The sequence below is a fragment of the Paludisphaera borealis genome (assembly GCF_001956985.1).
Lineage (GTDB): Bacteria > Planctomycetota > Planctomycetia > Isosphaerales > Isosphaeraceae > Paludisphaera > Paludisphaera borealis.
The window spans coordinates 1,770,367-1,791,484 of record NZ_CP019082.1; the positions used below are offsets into that span (position 1 = coordinate 1,770,367).

Genomic DNA, 21,118 nt, shown 5'->3' on the forward strand with positions numbered 1-21,118 from the left:
TGTCTTTCATTCGACTTGAGTTTCTGGGCGAGCGCTCAGAGCACGCCGGCGGTGATCTCGGTGAGGGCTTCGAGGAATCGGGTGATCTCTTCCTCGGTGGTGAACGGGCCGGTGGAGAGCCGGAGGGTGCCGTCGGGGAACGAGCCGATGGTGCGGTGGATGTAGGGGGCGCAGTGGAGGCCCGGGCGGACGGCGATGTCGAACGTGACGTCGAGGATCGAGGCCAGGTCTTGCGGGGTCAGCGATTCGGGGACGAAGAGGGAAAGCGCGCCGACGTGGGTCGACGGCTCCCAGCGGCCGGCGATCCGCCAGGCGTCGGACGTCTCGGCCCAGTCGACGACGCGCTGAAGCAGGTCGACTTCGTGCTTCCGGAGGGCGTCGGGGCCGCGCTCGGCCACCCATCTGACGCCGGCGAGCAACCCCGCGAGTCCCAGCACGTTGGGCGTGCCCCCTTCGAGGAAGTAGGGGAGGATCGACGGCTGGGTCTCGCTCGACGAGTCGCCGCCGGTGCCCCCTTCGCGCCAGGCCCGGATGCGGCCGTCGGTCCGGGGACCGACGTACAGCGAGCCGGTGCCGGTCGGGCCGTAAAGCGCCTTGTGGCCGGGGAACGCGAGCATGTCGATCGCCGTCGCCTTCAGGTCGATCGGCACGACGCCGGCCGACTGCGCGACGTCGACCAGGAACAGCGCACCCGACTCGCGGACGATCGGTGCAATGGCCTCGATCGGTTGGACCGTCCCCAGGACGTTCGACGCGTGGGTCATCGCGACGAGCGTCGTCTTGGGGGTGAGCGCGGCCTTGACGTCGGCGGCGGTGACGTAGCCTTCGTGCGACTTGATCCGCGTCAGGGTGATCGTCCCGGCCTTTTCGAGGGCGCGGAGCGGTCGGCTGATGGAGTTGTGTTCGAGGTCGGTCGTGACGACGTGGTCGCCGTCGTTGATCACGCCCTTGATCGCCATGTTAAGGGCGTCGGAGCAGTTGAGCGTGAAGACCCAGCGCTCGGGCGCCGCGCCCTTGAAGAACTGGTTGAGCGCGTGCCGGACGTCGTCGAGCGTCTTCTCGGCGGCCATCGCCATGCGGTGCCCGGCCCGCCCGGGGTTCGCGAGCGTCGTGCGGGCGAACGTGTCGAGGGCCTGGTAGACGGGTTCCGGCTTGGGGAAGCTCGTGGCGGCGTTGTCGAGGTAGATCATGAACCACTCCAGAAGCAGAGGCGTCGGCCCGCGACGTGCGAAGGCGCGGGGCCGAGCGGGGCGAGGGCCGGATGGGAGGCGGAAGAACGGGCGGATCAGCTTCCGACGAACTGGGCGTAGAGCGTCTTCGCCTTGGAGATGTCGTTGGTCCCCTTGATGATGGCGCGGCCGTCGGGGAAGACGGTGAACTCGTAGCCTTCGGTGCCGAACCGGAGCATGAACGCGTTGTGCCGGACGTCGCCGACCGCCTTGAGCCGATCGGCCATCTCGACGAAGTTCAGCGGTTCGGGCCGCCGGCTGGCGATCTGCACGGCGTTCCGGCCGCAGAGGGTCGTCGTGTGCGAGCCCATCGTCCCTTCAAGCCACTCGAACTTGCGGTGCTTGCAGCACGGACAGTCGACCTTGCCGAGCAGGTTGGCGATCTTGAGCTGGCGGAACGTCCAGTCCCAGAGGTCGACCATGATGATGTCGCGGTTGAGCGAGTCGAAGGCGCCCGTCAGGACCTTGATCGCCTCGACGGCCTCGAACGAGGCGATCACGGCGACCGCCGGGCCGAGCACGCCGGCCGTCTCGCAGGTGGGAGTCATGCCCGGCGGCGGCGCGGTCTCGATCACGCATCGCAGGCAAGGGGTCTTGCCGGGGATGATCGTCATCGTCTGGCCTTCCGAGCCGATCACGCCGCCGTAGATCCACGGCTTGTTGAGCTTCACCGCGGCGTCGTTGATCAGGTAGCGGGTCTCGAAGTTGTCGGTGCCGTCGAGGATCAGGTCGGCGTCGCCGACAAGGTCGTTGACGTTCGTGTGGTCGAGGTCGGTGACGACCGGCTCGATCGTGATCGCGCTGTTGATCAGCCGCAGCTTCCGCGCGGCGGCCTCGGCCTTGGGGAGATTGTCGGCGACGTCCTGCTCGTCGAAGAGGATCTGCCGCTGGAGGTTGTGGGTCTCGATGAAGTCGCGGTCGATGATCCGCAGGTGGCCGACCCCGGCGCGGGCCAGGTGGTTCGCCAGCACCGTCCCCAGCGCGCCGCAGCCGCAGAGCGTGACCCGGCTCTTCATCAAGGCGCGTTGTCCGGCTTCGCCAAGGGCGGGAAAGCGGACCTGGCGCGAGTAGCGATCGAGCGGGTCGGGCGACGAGGCGGTCATTCGGGGGCTCCGGGTTCGGTCTGCTGGGACGGTGCGATGCGAACGGGGATGAAATCAGCCGCCGGCGACGGCGGGGATGATGCTGACCTGGTCGGTCGCGGCGACCGCGGTGTCCAGGTCTTCGAGGTAGCGGATGTCTTCGTTGTTGACGTAGATGTTGACGAACCGGCGGAGTTCCTCGCCGTCGAACAGCCGCTCGCGGATCGCCGGGTGTTGACGGCCGAGGTCGGCCAAGACCTCGCCGACGGTCGCGCCGGCGGCTTCGACCTCGTCGTTGCCGCCGGTCTGGGCTCGTAGCGGAGTCGGAATTTGAACGCGTGGCATGGAGGGTTCCTGTCTTGCGAATCAGTTCATTCTAGGGGGAGGGATCAAGCCCCAGCAGCGATTGCGCCAACTTCGGCGAACGCGCCGTACGACTCGACGAGGGCGTCGAACGCTTCCATCGTCGGCTTGATGACGACGGGCCGGGCGAGGCGGTCGGCCAGGGCTTCCTGGGTTTTGAGGCCGTTGCCGGTGATGCAGAGGACGGTCGAGCCGTCGCGGTCGATCTTGCCTTGCTCGATCAGCTTGCGGGCGACGGCCACGGTGACGCCGCCGGCGGTCTCGGCCCAGACGCCCTCGGTCTCGGCGAGGAGCTGCATGGCTTCGACAATGGCCTCGTCATCGACGTCCTCGCTCCAGCCGCCGGTGTCGCGGATCAGCTTCGAGGCGAAGAAGCCGTCGGCCGGGTCGCCGATGGCGAGGCTCTTGGCGATGGTGTCGGGGTTGCGGACCGGCTTGACCTTGTTCGCGCCGGTCTTGACCGTGTTCGAGATCGGATTGCAGCCGGCGGCCTGGGCGCCGAACATCTTGGTGCGGACCGGGCCGTTCATCAGGCCGAGCCGGTCAAGCTCGTGGAACGCCTTGTGGAGCTTGCCGATCAGACTGCCGCCGGCCATCGGCGCGACGACGTGCTCGGGGGCGCGCCAGCCGAGGTCCTCGGCGATCTCGAAGCCCATCGTCTTCGAGCCTTCGGCGTAGAACGGCCGGAGGTTGACGTTGACGAAGCCCCAGCCGTAGCGGAACGCGATCTGCGAGCAGAGCCGGTTGACGTGGTCGTAGTTGCCCTCGATGGCGATCACCTTGGCGCCGTAGATCGTCGCGCCCAGGATCTTGCCCTGTTCGAGGCCGTCGGGGATCAGCACGTAGGCGTCGAGCCCGGCCGCCGCGGCGTTGGCGGCGACGCTCCCCGCGAGGTTCCCGGTCGAGGCGCAGCCGACGGTCTGGAAGCCAAGCTCGACGGCCTTCGACAGCGCGACGGCGACCACGCGGTCCTTGAACGAGAGCGACGGATGATTGACCGCGTCGTTCTTGATGTAGAGCTCGGCGACGCCGAGCGCCTTGGCGAGCCGATCAGCCCGGATCAAGGGGGTGCAGCCGACGTGTTTGCCCACGGTTGGCTCGCCGTCGATCGGCAGCAGCTCGTGATACCGCCACATGTTCTTCGGCCGCGACGCGATCGATTCACGCGTGAACGTGCGGCCGACGGCCTCGTAATCGTAGGCGACTTCGAGCGGACCGAAATCGTCGGTGCAGAAGTTGAGCGCTTCCTTGGGGTAGAGCTTGCCGCAAAGACGACACTTCAGACCCGTCACCAGTTCACCAGCCACCGGCATGACCCCCATCACTCGCAGGACGCCCGGGACGACGACACGCGCGGGGCGGCGTCGGTCGAGGTGAGACGTCGTTGCAGGTTGGATTCGTTTGCGATTCGTATTCCATGACACACCGAGCCGCGAGGTCCAAAACGATCGGATGGACGCAGCTCAGAGCCAGGCGAAGCGAAACGAGGGGGGATGATGATGAGAGGGCTCGGTGTCGAGGCCTAATTGCGCCTGACGCCGAAGACCATCTTATCTGTCCCATCTGCGTCGTTGCCCGGCGAACCTGGGGTTTGTTCAAAACCCGAAAGGTCGACGAACACGCGCGGGGCAGGAGTTAGCACCAGCATCCACCTTGATGGTGAACCGGTTGCTGTGGCGTCGCAGGGCCCTTCCCTCAGCCACTCTGGATAAGATGCGCACCGAATTATGAGTCTCCAATCTAATCGCGATTTGAGACGGGCGTCAAGTGAGGTGCGCCGTTGACCGCGGCTTTCGGTCCAACGTCCCGCGCCTCGGCCCTCCTTTTCTCGGAACAGGAGCGTCGATCTTTCTCAAGAACGCCGACCTGTTTAAGATGAGGGTGTCGGGAGCGGGCCGCTCTGGTTCGGGGCGGCCTGGAACGGATCGAGCCGAGTCGAGGGATCGCGCGATGTTTCCTTCACGGGATGAAATCCAGCACGCGGCGTACGAGCGCTGGGAACGGCGAGGCTGGTCGCATGGCGCGGACCACGACGATTGGTCGGCCGCCGAGATGGACCTGGTTTTTCAGAAGAACTACCGGCCGGCCGCCGAGTATCCGCTGGCCGCGTCCGAGCGCCTGGTGGTCGGCTCGGCCCTGCAACCGCGCTGCCGGTTCTGCGAGCGGAGCGCGCCCCGGACCAAGTTTCAGGGGCCCCGGCTGATCGTCCCGCGGGTCGTCGGCGACACGTCGCTCTACTCCGCCGAGATCTGCGATGAGTGCCACGACCAGTTCGCGACGACCATCGACGCCGATTTCGACGCCTTCTGGCGATCGCTCGATCCCCCCTCCGGCGACGAATCCGCCTCCCCAACGAGCGTCCCCATCGGCGCGTACAAATCGATGGCGCGGATGGCGATCCTGATCGCCCCGGTTCGCGAACTGGGCCATTTCACCGACACCCTGGAATGGATCGGCAACCCCGACCACGATTTCGACAGCTCGCTGTTCGAGGGGACGGGCTGCCTGGTCTACCGCCTGCACGTCCCGCACGCGGTGCCGTGGGTCTCGCTCTCGCGGCGGACCAACGCCGACGCCCCCCTGCCCTACGCCGTCTTCCTGCTGGTCTCGGGGCGGCACGTCGTCGAGATCGCCCTGCCCCTCTGCTCGCGCGATCAGGACCACGAGGGGGCCGAGGGCATGAAACTCCCCCGCCGGTCGTTCACGACCGGCCACGGCCACGACATGCGATCCGCCGCCTGCCGCCTCCTACCGCTCGAACGTGGCGACCGCCCGCGCAAGCGCGGGATGCGGCTGTTCGCGTGATCGTATGAGGTCCTAGAGAGGCGGGATTAAGGCGTCGTTCTCATTCCTGAACGCTCCCGCCGCCTCCCGACCGTTTCTGGAGTTGCGACTGCCTGGAAGTGACACTCCCTATATACTCAAAGGAGTGGGCAATCCCGTCGACATCATCTTTGAAAGGGAATCCCATGTCGCTTCACGACTTCTGGACTAACGTTCGGATGGGTGCCAGGCTGATCGCTCCGCAAGGGTTCGTCGACGCCCCCCGACTCGATGCGGATGACTTTACGAGGAGACTTCGGAGTGCGACGCTCTGGCTGACGCCGCGGGCGGTGGACGGATTTGAAGAAGAAGATTTCCCTTTCTTGCCCGAGGCCGAGCGCGCTCGCCTTACGAAGCTCGTGAATGATTTTCGCAAGGTGGCCAGGACTGTGAACCCGACCGTTCCCGTCCCGACAGCCGTGGTGGAGAACGCTCTGCCTTTGTTCCGGGACATCGTGCTGATGCTCGAATTCGACCGCTTCGAGGATGATGAAGCTTATCGATTGGGAAAGATGATCGAGCAGGAGATCGAGCCCTATCGGCCTCGTGAACTTGCGGACCTCCGTTTCCGCACGGGTGAAGATCATACAGGCGACCCGGGCCTCTGGATCTGGGCGTTTCTATCAGACGACGCCTCCAAGACCGATGAGGAGTTCCTGAAAACTGCTCAAAAGTTGCGAGAACTGCTCGATCCCGTCGCCAGACGCATTGCGCCGGATCGATGGCCTTACCTTTCCTTCCGCTCCCTCGCGGAACAGTCCGAACCCGTGGAGGCGTCGTGAGCCTCCACGCCGATCTCCTGGATCAGGCGGATCAACTCGCCCAACTCGACGCGAGACGACCCAAGCAGGCGAACCTCCGCCGTGCCGTTTCATCGGCGTACTACGCCCTGTTCCACTTGCTCACGTCGGAAGCATCGGCCCTCTACGCCGACGAGCGCGGCCTGGGAGCGCGGATCAATCGGACGTATAGCCACGCGGAAATGAAAAAGGCCTCCTCCGAGATCGCGAACGATAAGCTCCCCAAGTCGGTGATAGGTTCGGGCTACTCAACCCCGCCCGATCTGAAGGTCGTGGCGAACGCCTTCGTAACCCTCCAGCAGGCTCGCCACGATGCAGACTACGACCTCTCCCTGACGTTTCGCAGGCAGCAGGTTTTGGCCTACATCGCCTTGTCGCGGCAGGCCTTCGAAGCCTGGGAGCGAATCAGGAAGACCGACGACGCACGGCTCTATCTGGCTTGCTTTCTGCTGTGGGAGCGTTGGGACAAGAAACCGCGCTGATCGTACGACCGCGAATCGCGCGGGATTCTCTGGCGAAGGCGGTACGACGTTTGTAGAATGTCGTCGACCTCTGACGATCGTCAGTGAGAGGCGTCGTTCGGTTTGGGCTCTTCATTTCCATGCGAGGTGGAAGAATGCCGAAGTCTCGCCTTTGCCGTGCCGCTCTCATTGGATTCCTTCTGTTTTGCGCCGGTGGATTGGAAGCCGGCGAGCAGTGGCTGACGAGTCTGGACGAGGCCCGGCGTCTCGCGGCGACGGAACGTAAGGAACTCTTCATCGTCTTCACGGGGACTTCCTGGTGCGGCCCTTGCGTCGACTTCGAGAAGGACGTTCTCAGTCGACCCGAGTTTCTCGATCGGACGGGACGGTTCGTACTGGTGAAGTTGGAATACCCGAAGACCCAAGAGGAACTGCCCGAAGCTCAGCGCGAGCCATACATCGCCTGGCAGGAACAGTATGGGGTGTACGCCTTTCCCACCGTGTTTCTGGCTGATGCGACCGGACGTCCTTATGCGATGACGGGGTCCATCGGGCTGGGGCCGTTGGAATTCGCTCAGCATGTGGAACAGTATCGGCTGGCGGGGGAGGCGCGGGACGCGGCCTTGTCGAAAGCTATGGGAGCCCAAGGGATCGAGAAGGCGCGGCGTCTCGACGCGGCGCTCTCGGCGCTGGCTGCCGAGACGGGCCAGGCCGAGAGACGCGTGGACATGTTGGTCCGGTTCTACCGTCCGGAGATCGACCAGATTCTCGATCTCGACAAAACGAACGCCGTTGGGCTCCGAGACAAGTATCTCGGAATGCTTGGCGATCAGGAGGAACAAACCCGACTCGCAGCGATGGAAGTCCGATTCAAAGTCGCCATGAAAGAGGGAGGAGCCGCGGCCGCGCTGAAGCTCATCGATGAGGAACTCGGCCAAGCGAAGACGGTCGAGGTGCGGAAGCGGTTGCAGAATGCTCGACGCACCCATCTCGAATGGGGCGAACGCTATGAAGAGGCCCTCGCTTACTCGAATCAGCTCTTGAAGGACGATCTTTTCTCGGCCGAAGAGAAGCGGGGTATTCGAGGCCGGATCGCGTACGACCTCAAGCAGCTCGATCGGATCGACGAGTCGGCGGCGGTCTATGACGGACTCATTGCGGAGGTGGCGGCGGATCGCGACGCGGAGTGGCGGTTCCTCAGGGACAAAGCTGTCATGCTGACCGGCGCCAAGCGCAACGCCGACGCGCTCGAAACCTGGGATCGATCACGACGCTATGTTGAGGAAGGGTCGGACCATTGGCTCGACTCCGAAGTCTTCCGATGCCGACTTCTGGGCAAACTCGGCCGGATCGACGAGGCCAGTAGCGCGTTCGACGCCGCGTTGAAGTCGAAGGCGCTGAAGACCCTGGATCGGGCGAACCTCCTCTCCGAGAAGGCCATGGTCCTGGGCAAGGCGGGCCGTCGCGACGAGGCCGTCTCATGTGCCGCGCAGGCCGAGGAAGTTCTGGGGCGGACCAAGACGGACGGCGAAAGCGAGGATGTGTCGAAGTTCATCAAACAAAAGCTGTCGATCGCTCGCGGTGACCAGAAGAAAGGTCAATGAGGACCATTGATCGGCAGCGTCGAATTCCGCGATTTATCGAACCTTGACGATCCGCGAGCCGAAGGCGTTGACCCGAACCGCCTCGTCGCTGCCCGAGGCCTTGACGGTCCGGCCGTCCAGGAGATCGACGAGCAGGCCGTCTCGCCACGCGCGATCGCCGATCGGCGCCGCAAAGTCGCGCGGTTGGTCGGAGCCGTTGAGGATGACGAGGATGCGGTCGTCTCCGAACGTCCGCAGGAACGCGTAGACCGAATCGCGCGCGACGACTTCGGTGAAATCGCCCCGGCGGAGGGCGGGCTCGTGGTTGCGGAGGGCGATCAGGGCTTTGACCTTCCGGAGGAAGGGCGAGGTGTTTCGATCGGCGGGGAACGCGCCGCCGACTTCGCTGAAGGCGACGCCCAGCTCGTTCCCGGCGTAGAGGAGCGGGACGCGGTCGAGCGTGAGGATGTAGGTGAGGGCGAGCAGGGTTCGCGCGGCCTTCGGCTCCTTGGCGATCGTCGCGAACGCCTTCTCGTAGTTGTCGATCGGCGCGAGCATCGTGCGCGGCGCGGGATAGAATTGCTTCGCCTCGCGGGCGATGAACGAGAGCGCGCCGACGTCCTCGCCCTTGCCGAACACGTCGCGGGCCCGCAAAACGCTGAAGTCGTACGCCCCGTCGAAACCCGCCTCGGTGATGAACTTGCCGATCTGACGCGGATTGACCGTCAGCTCGGGGAGGATCACGAACGGCTTGGTCGGCGGGGCGGCCTTGAGTTCGGCCACGAACCGCTTCCAGAAGGAAACCGGCTGGAGGTGGGCGGAGTCGAGCCGGAATCCGTCGCAGTTCGACCGTTCCTTCCAGCGCTCGCAAACGCCGATCAAGTAGTCGGCGACCTCGGGATTCTCGGCTCTCCAACGAGGCACGCCGTACTCGCTCTTGGGGCCGAACCAGGCTTTCTTCGCCGGGTCGGCGAGGAACGGGTGATGGAATCCGGGGAGCGTGATCGGCATGTCGAGCATCACCCGCAGATTGCGGGCGTGGGCCGCGTCGACGAGCGCGCGCAAGGTCGCCGTGTCGCCGAAGTTCTTGTCGACGTGTTCGTAGTCCATCGGTCGGTAGCCGGTCGGCAGGTACTTCGCGATCGGCGCGTCGTCGTTCTGCATGACGGGATAAAGCAGGATCGACGTGACGCCCAGGCCCGCCAGGTCGTCGAGTTTGTCGATCACGCCCTTGAGGTCGCCTCCCCAGAAGCCCCCCTCGTACTTCGACCGATCCTTGATGAATCGATCCTTCATGTGATTGTTCGAAGTGTCCCCGTCGAAGAATTTCTCAATGATCACGCCGTAGACGACCTCGTCGACCCAAGGGCGCGGCTGGTCGGGGAAGGCGACGAAAAGGCCGGCGATCCAGGCGAGCTGCATCATTTGATCCCATCGCGGGAGAATGAAATTCGAGTCGTCTTTGATAAGCAATTTCCGTGCGCCGTTCAGACGCGGCCGAAGACGACCAGGGTGATGTCGTCGAACTGCGCGCGGCCGGCGACGTGTTCGCGGACCTTCTCGACGACCATTTCGCCGGCTTCGTGAGGAGCGCCCGGGGTCTGCGTCAGCAGGTCGCGCAGCCGGTCCTCGGTATAGCGGACGTTGTCCGGGCTCAAGGCGTCGGTGACGCCGTCGGTATAGAGCGCGACGTACTCGCCAGGCGCGAGCGTGGTCTTGTAGGCGGTGTAGACCGAGCCGCCGTCGATGGCGAGCGGCAGGCCGGAGTGTTCGCGGTCGACCTCATGCAGAGTTCCATCGGCGCGGCGGATCAAGGGGAGCGGGTGGCCGGCGTTGACGATCTGGAGCGTGTGGGTCTCGACGTCGAGCATGACGAGCAAGAACGTGATGTACATGTCGAGCACGCCGTTCTCGTCGAGTCGGCGGTTGAGCTTGGTGACCACGGCGGCGGGGTCGGTTTCGGCTTGAAGGAAGAGGCTGATCTCGGCCGAAAGTCGGGCCGTGAGGAGCGCGGCGGGGAGCCCTTTGCCGACGACGTCGCCGACGGCGATCGCCCATCGTTTGGGCGGCGCCGCGCGATCGTCGGTAGGGCCGAACATGGGGATGAAGCCGTAGTAATCCCCCCCGACGTGTCGCGCCGGCTCGTAGCAGTCCCAGAATTCGTAGCCCGCAACCGACTTCGGGCGCTCGGGCAGGAGCGCCTGCATGACCTGGCGGGCGAATTGAAGCTCGCGCTCGATCTCGCGCTGCTTGAACAGATCGCGGTGAAGCTGGGCGTTCTGGACGGCCACGCTGATCTGGCTGGCGACGGCCGCCAGGAGGTCGAGGTCTTCCTCGTCGAACTTGCCGCGACCGTCGTCGGCGTCGATCTGGACGACGCCGATCGGCTTTTGCTTTTGATCGACGATCGGCACGCACATGAGCGAGCGGACCCGGCTTTCCGAGACGCTTTTGCTCTCGGCGAACTCGGCCGGCACGTTCTTGCTGAGGATTGCCAGACCGTCGTCGAGGACCCGTTCGAGGATCGTCTTGCTGATCGTCACCTCGCTCGTCGGCCCGTTGCGGACTTTCACGACCTCGGGGGTCAACGCTCCGGTCACAGCGTCGACCAGCAGGACGAATCCGCCCGATGCGTGCGGGAAGATGTCGAACAGCGAGCCAAGCACGCGGTCGAGCAACTCGTTGAGCACCAACGTGCCGCCGAAGACCTGGCTGATCTGCTGGAGGGCGCGGAGCTTTTCCTCGGGCTTGACGATCGGGATGGCGCGGTCGTTCCGCGCGGTCAAGTCGATCGCCGCGAAGACGGTCGACTGATCGTCCTCGCCGGTCTGGATCTGGACCGCCTGGCTGTGGTACCGCAGCGTCACTTCGCCGATCACCACGCTGGCGCCGTTGTGCAGCGCGATCGGATGGGACAGCCGCTCGCCGTTGACGATCGTTCCGCGCGTGCTGGCGAGGTCTCGAATGAGGAAATCGCCGTTGCGGCGGACGACCTCGGCGTGCCGGCGCGAGACCGACTTCGGTTCGAGGACGACGTCGCAGTCCTGGTTGCGACCGATCAGGGTCAGCTCGCGATCAAGCCGGAACACGCGTCCGGAGTTCGGGCCGACGACGACCTGGAGGATCGGAACCTTCTCCTGCTCACGAACCATGACACGCGGTCCTCAAGATTCACCTCCGGCCGATTCGCGAGAAAGCGGCCCTTCCCCTCCTATTAGAACGCACGTGACGGGCACGAGTTTACCCCTTATCGAGTTTTTGTTTCGAAAGCGTCACGAGCATCGATTCGTTCGATCGAGGACGAACTCCCTCGGCTCAGGCCAGGAAAAGCGTTTCAGGAAGCGGCGGGTTTCGTGAAGTGGTAGAGCAGGATCGCGGCGGCGGTCGAGACGTTCAACGAGCTGGCGCCCCCCGGCATGGGGATGGTGATCGATCGCGCGCACCGCGCGACCCATTCGGGCTCGACCCCCTGGTCTTCGTCGCCGAGCACCAAAGCCACGCGTCGCGGCCGATCGACGGCCTCGAACGGCGTCGAGCCGCGCTCGGCCTCAGCCGCGAGGAACGTCACGCCGAGGGTGGTCTGGATCTCGGCCACGAGTTCGGGCAGGCGATCGGAGACCAGGATGGGCACCCGAAGGGCCGAGCCCATCGAGACGCGAAGCACGCGCCGGGAGAGCGGATCGGGGCATGAAGGCCCCGCGAGAACGCCGTCGATTCCGAAGGCGTCGCCGAGCCGGGCGATCGAGCCGAGGTTTTCCGGGTTGCTGACCTTGGGGCAGACCACGAGAGTCAAAGACTCCGCGGCTCCGGTCCAGAGCGATCGCCAGTCGGGCCAAGGAAGGCGACGGCCGCAGGCCAAAACACCCTGATGGAAGGGAAACCCGACGAGAGTGTGGACCAGCTCGAACGGGATCAGGAAGATGGGGACGTCGTCGGGAACCATGGCGGCCAGCCGAGGCCAGCGGCGATCGGTGACGAGCACCGAGGCCGTTGGGAATCGGCTGGCCAGAAGTCGTTCAACCAGTTTCTCCCCCTCGACCACGAACTGATCGAAGTCGCGCGTCTGGTTCGTCGCCTTGAGCGAGCGGTAGACGGCGATTCGGGGATCGTCCAGGTCGGTGATCAGCTCGGGAGTCATCGTCCACTTACCGCGGCTTACAGTTAAGTTGCATGCGGGACCGCAGATGTTGGGAGGCTGTGGAGGAGCGATGCGACGCCACGGGAGAGGCACCTCGGCCCTCGCAGCTGTGGCATTCTGCTACAGCCACCCATCGCTGGGGGCCACTCAAAAGAAAACCGCTATACGGTCGTGAACGCCTCGTCCGAAAAGCGACCAGCCCGGCCGCGGCGTTGCGCGATCCTGACTTTGGGGAGCATAGAGGAATTACAAAACTTGTAAAGATCGATCGCGTGGGATCACGAGGTGGTGAGATCGACGACCCAACGAGGCCGGAGAGTCTGGGGCCATCGCCGCGCCGACGGCCTCCGCGATCGGCCGCAAATTGCTGTCGGCGACGAATATTCTCGGATCTGGTACTTGGTTGTGGGAACCCTGTTCGCTCGGCTATCGTGTAGGCCGGTCAACTTACTTTTGGTCGCTCGCCAGGGATGTTCAGTCGCGCCGAACCGGGATTGGCGATTTCGACGTATGAGGAGAGCTCGCGGTATGGTCGGCTTGGCTGCCCGTTTGTCGCCTTACGCCCTGGCGTTCTTCAGTAGTCTCTGCATCATGATCCTGGAGCTGGTGTCGAGCCGGCTGGTGGCGCAACACGTTGGATCGTCGTTGACGGTCTGGACCAGCGTCATCGGGATCATCCTGGGAGGCATCTGCCTCGGCAACGTCCTGGGAGGCCGACTGGCCGACCGCGTCGAGCCGCGTCAAGCCGTTGGTCCGCTGTTCGCGACTGGCGCCTTTTTGACGTTGAGCGCCCTCTGGGTGAACTCGCAGATCGCCCATATCATCCCGTCGCCCGACGTTCTGAACTGGGAGCTGCGCACGGTCATCGTCGTGACGCTCGACTTCCTGCTGCCGGCCACGGTGCTGGGGATGATCGGGCCGGTCGTGGCCAAGATGGCAGTCGAGCAGTCGCAACGGGCCGGAAGCGCCATCGGCGACGTCTATTTCTGCGGCGCGGTCGGGTCGATCGCCGGCACGTTCCTGGCGGGATTCGTCCTGATCTCCCTGGCTCCGACCTCGGTCATCGTCCTGGTCGTAGCCGCCGCCCTCGCGCTCATGGCCGCGACGCTCAGCACGGGCGTCCCCGGCAAGGCGCTGGGGGGGCTCACCGGGTTGCTTCTGGGGCTGGGGGCGATCGCCCCCTTGATCCGGATGCTGGGCGTCGGCGGGATCGACCTCGGCGGGTATCACCTGAATTACGTTGCGGTCCTCGGCAACCTGACGGCGGTCGGCCTGGCGATCGTCGCCGTCGGCTCGCTCTGGTCGTCGTCGCGCGCCGCGGAAGCCGTGACCGCCATGGGCGTCGACCACCATGATCAGGCCGCCGTTCGGCCGAGCCTCAAGGATCTGGCGGCGCTGGCGTTCCTGGCGAGCCTGGGATTCATGGCGATGGAGATGGTCGCCGGGCGACTGGTCACGCGCCACCTGGGATCGAGCGTGTACGGCTGGACGAGCGTCATCGGCGTCTTGCTGGCGGGCCTGAGCGTGGGGAACTACCTGGGAGGCCGCGTCGCCAACCACATCCGGAGCGAGAAGCAGGCGAGCTGGCTGTTCATGATCGCATCGATCTTCACGCTTGCGATCCTCTTCCTGGACAACATGCCCCGCTGGTTTCGCGACTGGCTGGACCTTGGTATTCGTCCCAGCCTGCTCAGCCGCGCGATCAGCCTGACCGAGATCGACCTCGGCGGAACCTCGATCCCGTTGACCTGGCAGTACCGGGTCTTGTTCGTGGTGGTCGCCGTGTTCTTCCTGCCCTCCGTCTCGATGGGGACGGTCAGTCCGGTCGTGGCGAAGCTGGCCGTCGACCGGCTCAAGCGATTCAAGCGGACCGGCACCGCGATCGGCGAGGTCTACGCCTGGGGCATGGTCGGAAGCATCCTGGGCACCTTCCTGACGGGGTTCTACCTCATCGACGTGCTGGGGACGAAGGGGGTGCTGCTGGTGCTGGCCGCCGTCCTGGCGCTGGCCGCGACGATCCTGGGCACGGTCTGGCACGCGGTCTGGGCGGGGATTCCGCTCGGGCTCTGCGTCATCGCGTTCCTGCCCGCCGCATGGACCGAGAAGATCGGCCAGGAGTGGAGCATCCGTGAGGAGCGGGGCGACCCGACCACGAAGGAAGACGCCTTGGCCTGGATCGACGAGAGCAACTATTACTATATCAAGGTGGACAACGAACCCCAGGAGAACGGCAAGCTCCAGCTTCGCACGTTGGTCCTCGACAACCTGATCCACGGCTACTTCATTCTTGGCCACCCCGAGCGCCTCGATTACGACTACGAGCACATCTACGCGCTGGTGGCCTACCGGGCCGCCCAGGCCAGCGGCAAGATCACCGTCGCGCCGTCGACGACCCCGACCCCGGCCTCCGGCGTGGTCCGCTCGACGCTGCCGGACAACGTCTTCGCGACCGACGCGCAGGCTGACGACAAAGCCAATCCCAATCCCAAGACCGAGGCCAAGCCGGCGCCCGTGACCGACGCCAAGTCCGACCTCGACGACGAGATCTCCGCCGAGGAGTCGCGGTCGTGGTATCCGAAGGTCGAGAAGTCGACCCTCCAGACTCTCTTCCTGGGGGGAGGCGCGTACACCTTCCAGCGCCACATGCAACACATCTACCCCGGCACCGAGGTCGACGTGGCGGAGATCGATCCGGCCGTCACGCGCGCCAATCACATGGCCACCGGCCTGGACCCCAATACGACGATCAAGACCATCTGGGGCGACGCCCGCCAGTTCGTCGAGCGCAACCAGGACAAGAAGCAGTACGACATCATCTTCGGCGACGCATTCAACGACTTCTCGGTCCCCTGGCACCTCACGACCCGCGAGTTCAACGACAAGATCGCCAAGATGATGAGCCCTACGGGCGTCTACATGATCAACATCATCGACGCGTACGAAACCGACGAAGAGGCCATCAGGAAGGCGGACAAGAAAATCGCCAAGATCGAGGCCGGCGACAGGGTGATCGACGAAGACAGCAAGGAAGTCAAGGTCGTGGCGGGCAGGGTCGTCGAGCCCGCCGAGAAGGAACAGATCCGCGACGAATACCTCGCCAAGGCGCACCGCTACGGCAGTTTCCTGGGCTCCTGGACCGCCACGGCCAAGCTGACGTTTCCGCACGTCTACATCTTCGGGACCAACCGAGAAATCGGCTCGGGAGCGCGCGAGACTTTCGTGGTGGTCGCATCGAAGCAGCCGCTTGACCTGACCGAACTCGGCCGTCGCGTCGGCGATCCCCGGTTCTACCACAAGCACCGTAGGACCGAGCCGATTCCCTACGGTCCGGAAGACGAACAGACCGTGCTCAAGAGCCGGTCGCGAGGCATCATTCTCACCGACGACTACGCACCCGTCGAAAACCTGCTGGCTCCTGTCGCCGAGACGCGCGGTAACGACTGAAAATGAAAGGAGAGCGGCTTGTGACTGATTCTGAGACCTCGCCCTTGACCGAGCCGCTTCCGAAGCGCGACCACACCTGGCCGATCGTCGGCGGACTCTTTCTGGCGTTCTGGGTCGTGTACTTGCTGGTCGCGAGTCCCAGGGCGCCCGAGGAGATCGACCTGGCCGCTCCCGGGAAGCCCGCCGATTACAACTGGACGCTGCACGACCTCGACGGCCAGCCGGTCAAGTTCACGAACTACGCCGGCAAGGCCGTCTTTCTGAACATCTGGGCGACGTGGTGCCCCCCCTGCATCGGCGAGATGCCGTCGATCGCCCGGCTCGCGGGGGATGCGCGGTTTCAGGGCAAGAACATCGCGTTCGTGTGCGTGGCGACGGACGACTCGATCGAGACCGTCCGCAAGTTCGTGCGCGACAAGCAATGGCCCATGACGATCCTCCACGCCGACGGCCTGCCGGGCGTTTTCCTGACCGACGGCATCCCGGCCACGTTCATCATCGCGCCCGACGGACGCGTGGTCGCCACGACCGTCGGCAGCCACGACTGGGACCGGCCCGAAGTCGTCAAGAGTCTTGAAGCCGTCGCCGCCGTCCCTCCCAAGTCGCCGGCGCCGGCTGGCTCCTGACGACCGAGCGCGCTGTGCTGGCAGATATCAAGAAATACCGTCGCAAACATCCCTCTCCCGGTGGGGGAGGGTAATCACTTACTGATGCGGGAATTCGAGTTAGTTCCCCAGCGGGGGCGGCTCGTGGAGGAAGCGGCGGTGATGGTCATCGACCGTCGCCTGGTCGGCGGTCCGGCCCTGAAGCCAGACGCCGCGCAGGCGTCCGCGTAGGACGACGCCTTTCTCCAGGTCGTAGCCGAAGAGTGCGTAGCGCACCGAAGCAATCGCTGACCCTTCGCTCCCCTGATCGACGGTCTCGACGAGTCTCCGCGAGGCGTCGTAGGGATGGACCATTTCGAGGTAGGAAGTCGAGTCGGCCGGGATGACGAGGGGGGCGAAGGCCGTCGTCTCCGATGCGGGGACCGGCGTGGTCGACAGCCTCTGGAGCAGGTCGGCCGGCTCGCGGCCGTCGTAGCTGAGGAGGGCCGAGCCGCGGTCGCGCGGTTCGACCGTCGTCGCGCTCGGCCGAGCCGAGGCCCACGTCGAGCTGACGAGGATTTCGAGTTTCCGCAACTCGCCGACCGTGCTCGCCGAGGCCTGAATCTCCAGGTCGAGGCCGTCGCCGTCAAGGCTCGGGCCCCATGCGGCCCGGACGGTCAGCCCGTTCCAGCCGTGGGGCGAATAAGTCGCCAGCACGCGCGAATGGAACAGCTCGATTCCGACCAGGGCGTCGGACGGGAACACGTCGTCCGCGCGCCGGCCCGTCGCGGCAAGGCCCGATAGCTCCAGAAACCGGCCCGTCGAGCCGTCGCTCGCGCGGAGGCCGAGGCGGCCGCCGGTCGAATCGAGCGTCCAGGCGCGCCCTCCCCACTCGATCGCATAGTCGTCGCTCGAACGCCGCCAGGTCGTCGCTTTCACCAGCAGTTCTCGACTTTCGCTGAGACAGTAAAAAAACCCCGTCGGTCCGCATTTCTACGGACCGACGGGGCCGGAACAGAGAAGAGGCCAAATAATCGAGACCGATGCCTCGGTCGACTGGAGAGGCATGGATAGAACAGCGTCACAGCCGACGAATTCGAAATTACTCGATGCGTTTGCATTGTCAAGAGTCAAGGTCGATATCCGTTGTATTTTTTGCTTTCGACATGATTCCAGCCTTTTTAGCGAGCGATCTGAGAGACCCGAAACCGGTGCGGCCCCGGCGCAGCGGTTCGGGGAAACTGGTAGTAATGAGCCTCGCCGGTCTTGGGGTCGATCTGGAAGCCGGGCTCTTCGCGAACGTGTAACCTCGTCCCCTCGGGGCTTGATTCGATGGAGTCGAGCGTCCATGAACGGTATCGACCGTCGCCGTGCTCGACGATCAGCGTCCGCCCCGTCACGGTGGGATCGCCAGGCAGCTTCTCGGGGCTTACGAACCAGCCACGTCCGTGCTCGCTTCGCTGCCGCACTACTCCGGTGATCGCGCCGGTGAGGCGAACCTGGGAGACGAGCTTTCCTTCCGCCTCGGCGTACGTGCCCCCGGCGAGCACGACGCCCTTCTCGCGCACCCGCACGGCGACGCCGTCGGTCGTGACGAACCGCCCATTCGCAAGTTGGACCTGCACCTTGTCGCCGGGGTTGCGGTTGATGACCAAGTGTTCGGGACCGTCGGGCGTCTCGACCAGGACGACGACGGTGTCCTCGACCGACTCGACGCGCCCGACCTTCGTCAGCGGAGCCGCGCCTTCCTCGATCGGCTCGAAGAGGGTCACGAAGACCGTGTTCAACGTCGCCCCATTCTCGGAACGACGACGGACGATCAGGCTGGCGCGCTCCCCTTCGTCGCTGGCGGCGGTTGCAGGGGAGTCGGGGCCCGGAGAATCCGCGCTCGTCGCCGTGATCAGGGTCGCCGGCATGTCGCCCAGCAGATGAAGGCGCAGCGTCGGAGTCGTGGAGACGTCGCCACGCAGGCTCACGAGCCTCGTTTGCGAGGCGATCGGGCCGCCCCCCAGGACGACCTGGCAGGGCTCGGCCACCCGGCTCCGCATCCGGGGGTGAAACTCGCCGTACGCCTGGACGAACCACCGCCCGTCCTCGGGCTTGGCCGAGGCGACATGGACGATGGAAGGAGGCAGCAGGCTGCTAGGCGCCGGTTCCGCGGGCGTCGCGAGCCGCCAGCGCTCTTTGCGCCCGGGCGCGGCGTGGAAGATCTGGTCGTGCTGAAGGCCGCCGCGAACCTCGAAGACCGACAGAGCGTACCGGCTTCGAGCCGACCGCGAGACCACGAAGGTCTCTCGATAACGCGATGCGGAGACGGGGTAGGCGAAGCGGTCGTCGAGAGTCGCGACCTGAAAATCGGGGTCGGCGGCGAAGAACAGGAAGTCGCTGCCGGGGGCGGCGCTCCGGGCCGCCTCGGGCGACTCGCGCTGATTGAGACCGTCGATCACCACCGTGTTGTGGCTAGCGGTCGCAAGCTCCCAGCCGGTCGACGTCGCGGGGCGCTCGTCGAGATCGTCGAGGACCGGCTTGCCGCCGATGCTGATCCGGAACGCCAGCCGCTGGAAATGCCGGGCCGCCAGGCTGTCCTGGCCCCGCAGCTCGACGTCGAACGTCGCGTCGTGATCGCCGACGGCCAGTCGGGCCAGCCCCGCGCCACCGAGCAAGACTGGACGTCGGGCCGGTTCGAGACTCGTCGCGATCGGCCATGAGGCCTGTTGAACCTGGGGAGCGGGGGGCCGAGAAGCGACGGCCGCGCTTGCCGACCGCGCCAGATCGACCATCGCCAGGAGCGACCGTCGGCCGCCGGCGTCGGGCGTTGACATCGGCGTCGCGGCACCGAGCGTCTTGCCGGTTCGAAGGGAAACCGCCACGGCCGGCTCGGCGTTGAGGATTCCCTCGATCCAGCCGTCGAGCAAGTCGAGCACGCGGCGATGGCTGCGGACGTCGGCGTTCCGCCAGAACCCGTCGTAGTAGAATCCACGTCGTGTGAACTCCTCGACGCGGATCATGGCCTCGTGCGTCAAGTTCTCATCTTCGATCAACCTGCCGACGGCCAGCATGCCTCGGTAAACGTGCAGCGAGTCTTCGGTGAATTCCTCGGGCTGACGGCGCGCCAGCTCGGCCGACGCCAGGAGGAAGTCGCGTTCGACGGTTCGCGCCGGGGTGGCGCAGCCGAGCAGTTTGCCGGCCTCCTTCCACGCCGGGTCGTCGCGGATGAGACTGTAGGCCAGGACGAGATTCATTGGGACTTCGAGGCTGCCGTTCCATTCCCATTTGCCGGTCTGGTAGCCGCGCCGGTACGGAGGCGACATCCGAGCCGGTTGCAGGTGTTTGGATCCGCCGGGCTGGTCGTAATGCGTGGCGTACGCGGGATAGACCTGGGCGAACCGGAGGATGAGCGTGCAGGCGATCGGCGCCATTCGGGCGTCCCGCCGCGCGGCGTCCGGCTCGCGCGAAGCGACCGCCGCGTAAAGCGCCGCCTTGGCGAGATACGCACGCGCCTCGTAGTCGCGTTTGGCATTGAGGTAGAGTCGCTCGTCGGGATACGCGAGCTTTTCGGCGACGACGGCGTGGTAAGGATAGCTGTGCCAGACGCCGGGCAAAACCTCGACCTTCTCCTCAGGGATCGCGTTGTTGACCTTCGCTGGGAAGGCGTCGTTGGGGACCGTCACGCCGCACCGCCGGCAGGTCACCACCTGAGGCTTTTCGATGTTCCAGGCGAGCGGGTCTTCACGCTCTCCCACGCCGCAGGCCGGGCAGCGGCAGAACCGGACTCCGGATTGGACGGGCACCAGGTCGGCGACTTGCTTGGGTGTCAGCTTCAAGAGCGCCTGAGCCGAGGGACTTCGCCAGAACTTGTCTTGCCATGCCTTGGGGAGTTCGACCGCTCCGAGCGTCGACGGACGCGCGGCGAGATTCGCGGGGGCGGTGAGCGACTGACCGTAAGCCGAACGCGGCGGCGAGGCGACGGCCGCGAGGAGGCACGCCCCGATTACGGCGGCGAGGCGAGGTGGACGGCGGGATCGCAAAGCGGGCTGGATCATCCTTGACGGTCTCCCGAAACATCCGTGTCGAGGCGCTGCGACGGTCAAGGGGCTTCGAGGGCCGAGGGGCCGTCGACGACGCATTCCAGGTCGATGTCGCGGCGGTCGGGGTCGAAACGGTACAGGCGGACGTCGCCCACGGTTTCCCAGTCCTGAAGTTTCAGCTCATCGCGGTGGCGCTTCGCGCGGGCCGACTGCGGTTCGCGATGGGCCGAGCACGCCAGGCCGTAGTTCTTCAGCTCCCGGCTGGTCCCGTCGCTCCAGACCGCGGCGATCTTGTAGACGGCGGGCTGGTCGCATCCAGCCTCCGAGCACATGGGACGATAGCGAAACCGTCTGGGCGGCTCCATCGGGGGAGGCTCCAAAGGCCGCTTGCATCGCGGGGGCGACGACGGCGCGTGCGAATTCACTCGATCCATCCAGAACCGACGCGAACGTCGGCGCCCGATGCGCCTGAGAGGATAACCTCGACTCGCAGAAGACGCAACGGCGACCTGATGCGCAGGGCAGGGAGCGGCCGTCGAGATCGAGAGGCGGGATAGGAGAGGAAGCGTGGCGAGGCGGTCGT

16 protein-coding genes and 1 riboswitch are annotated in these 21,118 nt (G+C 65.4%); of the genes, 6 read left to right on the top strand and 10 right to left on the bottom strand.

Annotated features, from left to right (window positions below):
* Positions 1-35: 35 nt before the first annotated feature.
* The 4 genes from BSF38_RS06960 to thrC all read right to left on the bottom strand — a co-directional run bounded on the left by BSF38_RS06960 (position 36) and on the right by thrC (position 3,987).
* A complete protein-coding gene (locus tag BSF38_RS06960) occupies positions 36-1,190 on the bottom strand; it encodes an aminotransferase class V-fold PLP-dependent enzyme (protein WP_076344223.1) in 1,155 nt (384 codons plus the stop codon).
* A gap of 95 nt (positions 1,191-1,285) precedes the next feature.
* Entirely contained in the window at positions 1,286-2,332 is a 1,047-nt protein-coding gene (locus BSF38_RS06965; protein WP_076344225.1) for a ThiF family adenylyltransferase, read from the bottom strand.
* Between the two features lie 54 nt (positions 2,333-2,386).
* Complete coding sequence (locus BSF38_RS06970; protein WP_076344227.1) at positions 2,387-2,656, bottom strand: ubiquitin-like small modifier protein 1; 270 nt, start codon at positions 2,654-2,656, stop codon at positions 2,387-2,389.
* A gap of 44 nt (positions 2,657-2,700) precedes the next feature.
* Positions 2,701-3,987, bottom strand: a complete 1,287-nt coding sequence (gene thrC / locus BSF38_RS06975; RefSeq protein WP_237170776.1) for a threonine synthase — start codon at positions 3,985-3,987, stop codon at positions 2,701-2,703.
* A 281-nt stretch (positions 3,988-4,268) separates the two neighbouring features.
* Positions 4,269-4,389: riboswitch (SAM riboswitch) on the bottom strand.
* A 235-nt stretch (positions 4,390-4,624) separates the two neighbouring features.
* Between thrC and BSF38_RS06980 the strand changes: the two genes are divergently transcribed.
* From BSF38_RS06980 to BSF38_RS06995, 4 genes are all read left to right on the top strand, one after another.
* The gene (locus BSF38_RS06980; protein ID WP_076344229.1) at positions 4,625-5,479 is read left to right on the top strand and encodes a DUF2934 domain-containing protein; all 855 of its coding nucleotides are present in this window, start codon (positions 4,625-4,627) and stop codon (positions 5,477-5,479) included.
* Between the two features lie 164 nt (positions 5,480-5,643).
* Entirely contained in the window at positions 5,644-6,279 is a 636-nt protein-coding gene (locus BSF38_RS06985; RefSeq protein WP_076344231.1) for a hypothetical protein, read from the top strand.
* Positions 6,276-6,779: a hypothetical protein gene (locus tag BSF38_RS06990; protein ID WP_076344233.1), complete on the top strand. Its 504-nt coding sequence runs from the start codon at positions 6,276-6,278 to the stop codon at positions 6,777-6,779. The genes BSF38_RS06985 and BSF38_RS06990 overlap by 4 nt, the downstream gene beginning before the upstream one ends.
* A gap of 134 nt (positions 6,780-6,913) precedes the next feature.
* Positions 6,914-8,362, top strand: coding sequence for a thioredoxin family protein (locus BSF38_RS06995; RefSeq protein WP_168189325.1), 1,449 nt, complete (start codon positions 6,914-6,916; stop codon positions 8,360-8,362).
* Between the two features lie 33 nt (positions 8,363-8,395).
* On the opposite strand, the gene BSF38_RS07000 is transcribed toward BSF38_RS06995, so the two are convergent.
* The 3 genes from BSF38_RS07000 to BSF38_RS07010 all read right to left on the bottom strand — a co-directional run bounded on the left by BSF38_RS07000 (position 8,396) and on the right by BSF38_RS07010 (position 12,479).
* Positions 8,396-9,766 (bottom strand): alpha-amylase family glycosyl hydrolase, encoded by a 1,371-nt coding sequence (locus BSF38_RS07000; RefSeq protein ID WP_076344237.1) that lies wholly within the window; start codon positions 9,764-9,766, stop codon positions 8,396-8,398.
* A 62-nt stretch (positions 9,767-9,828) separates the two neighbouring features.
* The gene (locus BSF38_RS07005) at positions 9,829-11,493 is read right to left on the bottom strand and encodes a SpoIIE family protein phosphatase (protein ID WP_076344239.1); all 1,665 of its coding nucleotides are present in this window, start codon (positions 11,491-11,493) and stop codon (positions 9,829-9,831) included.
* 182 nt (positions 11,494-11,675) lie between these two features.
* Entirely contained in the window at positions 11,676-12,479 is an 804-nt protein-coding gene (locus BSF38_RS07010; RefSeq protein ID WP_076344241.1) for a TrmH family RNA methyltransferase, read from the bottom strand.
* A gap of 528 nt (positions 12,480-13,007) precedes the next feature.
* Here BSF38_RS07010 and BSF38_RS31940 point away from each other — a divergent pair.
* Together BSF38_RS31940 and BSF38_RS07020 are read left to right on the top strand one after the other, a co-directional pair.
* The gene (locus BSF38_RS31940; protein WP_076344243.1) at positions 13,008-15,923 is read left to right on the top strand and encodes a fused MFS/spermidine synthase; all 2,916 of its coding nucleotides are present in this window, start codon (positions 13,008-13,010) and stop codon (positions 15,921-15,923) included.
* Between the two features lie 20 nt (positions 15,924-15,943).
* Positions 15,944-16,549: a TlpA family protein disulfide reductase gene (locus BSF38_RS07020; RefSeq protein WP_168189326.1), complete on the top strand. Its 606-nt coding sequence runs from the start codon at positions 15,944-15,946 to the stop codon at positions 16,547-16,549.
* A 99-nt stretch (positions 16,550-16,648) separates the two neighbouring features.
* Here BSF38_RS07020 and BSF38_RS07025 read toward each other — a convergent pair whose 3' ends face one another.
* The 3 genes from BSF38_RS07025 to BSF38_RS07035 form a co-directional block, all read right to left on the bottom strand.
* Positions 16,649-17,446, bottom strand: a complete 798-nt coding sequence (locus BSF38_RS07025) for a hypothetical protein (RefSeq protein WP_076344247.1) — start codon at positions 17,444-17,446, stop codon at positions 16,649-16,651.
* Positions 17,447-17,688: 242 nt separating this feature from the next.
* Positions 17,689-20,550 (bottom strand): heparinase II/III family protein, encoded by a 2,862-nt coding sequence (locus BSF38_RS07030; RefSeq protein WP_076344249.1) that lies wholly within the window; start codon positions 20,548-20,550, stop codon positions 17,689-17,691.
* Positions 20,551-20,594: 44 nt separating this feature from the next.
* On the bottom strand, positions 20,595-20,900 hold the full coding sequence (locus tag BSF38_RS07035) for a hypothetical protein (RefSeq protein WP_076344251.1): 306 nt from the start codon (positions 20,898-20,900) through the stop codon (positions 20,595-20,597).
* Positions 20,901-21,118 lie beyond the last annotated feature (218 nt).

Bases quoted from the DNA above. Each gene is read 5' to 3' on its own strand.
- BSF38_RS06960 (WP_076344223.1), bottom strand. From the start codon at position 1,190: ATGATCTACCTCGACAACGCCGCCACGAGCTTCCCCAAGCCGGAACCC.
- BSF38_RS06965 (WP_076344225.1), bottom strand. From the start codon at position 2,332: ATGACCGCCTCGTCGCCCGACCCGCTCGATCGCTACTCGCGCCAGGTC.
- BSF38_RS06970 (WP_076344227.1), bottom strand. From the start codon at position 2,656: ATGCCACGCGTTCAAATTCCGACTCCGCTACGAGCCCAGACCGGCGGC.
- thrC (WP_237170776.1), bottom strand. From the start codon at position 3,987: ATGCCGGTGGCTGGTGAACTGGTGACGGGTCTGAAGTGTCGTCTTTGC.
- BSF38_RS06980 (WP_076344229.1), top strand. From the start codon at position 4,625: ATGTTTCCTTCACGGGATGAAATCCAGCACGCGGCGTACGAGCGCTGG.
- BSF38_RS06985 (WP_076344231.1), top strand. From the start codon at position 5,644: ATGTCGCTTCACGACTTCTGGACTAACGTTCGGATGGGTGCCAGGCTG.
- BSF38_RS06995 (WP_168189325.1), top strand. From the start codon at position 6,914: ATGCCGAAGTCTCGCCTTTGCCGTGCCGCTCTCATTGGATTCCTTCTG.
- BSF38_RS07000 (WP_076344237.1), bottom strand. From the start codon at position 9,766: ATGATGCAGCTCGCCTGGATCGCCGGCCTTTTCGTCGCCTTCCCCGAC.
- BSF38_RS07005 (WP_076344239.1), bottom strand. From the start codon at position 11,493: ATGGTTCGTGAGCAGGAGAAGGTTCCGATCCTCCAGGTCGTCGTCGGC.
- BSF38_RS07010 (WP_076344241.1), bottom strand. From the start codon at position 12,479: ATGACTCCCGAGCTGATCACCGACCTGGACGATCCCCGAATCGCCGTC.
- BSF38_RS31940 (WP_076344243.1), top strand. From the start codon at position 13,008: ATGGTCGGCTTGGCTGCCCGTTTGTCGCCTTACGCCCTGGCGTTCTTC.
- BSF38_RS07030 (WP_076344249.1), bottom strand. From the start codon at position 20,550: ATGATCCAGCCCGCTTTGCGATCCCGCCGTCCACCTCGCCTCGCCGCC.
- BSF38_RS07035 (WP_076344251.1), bottom strand. From the start codon at position 20,900: ATGGAGCCGCCCAGACGGTTTCGCTATCGTCCCATGTGCTCGGAGGCT.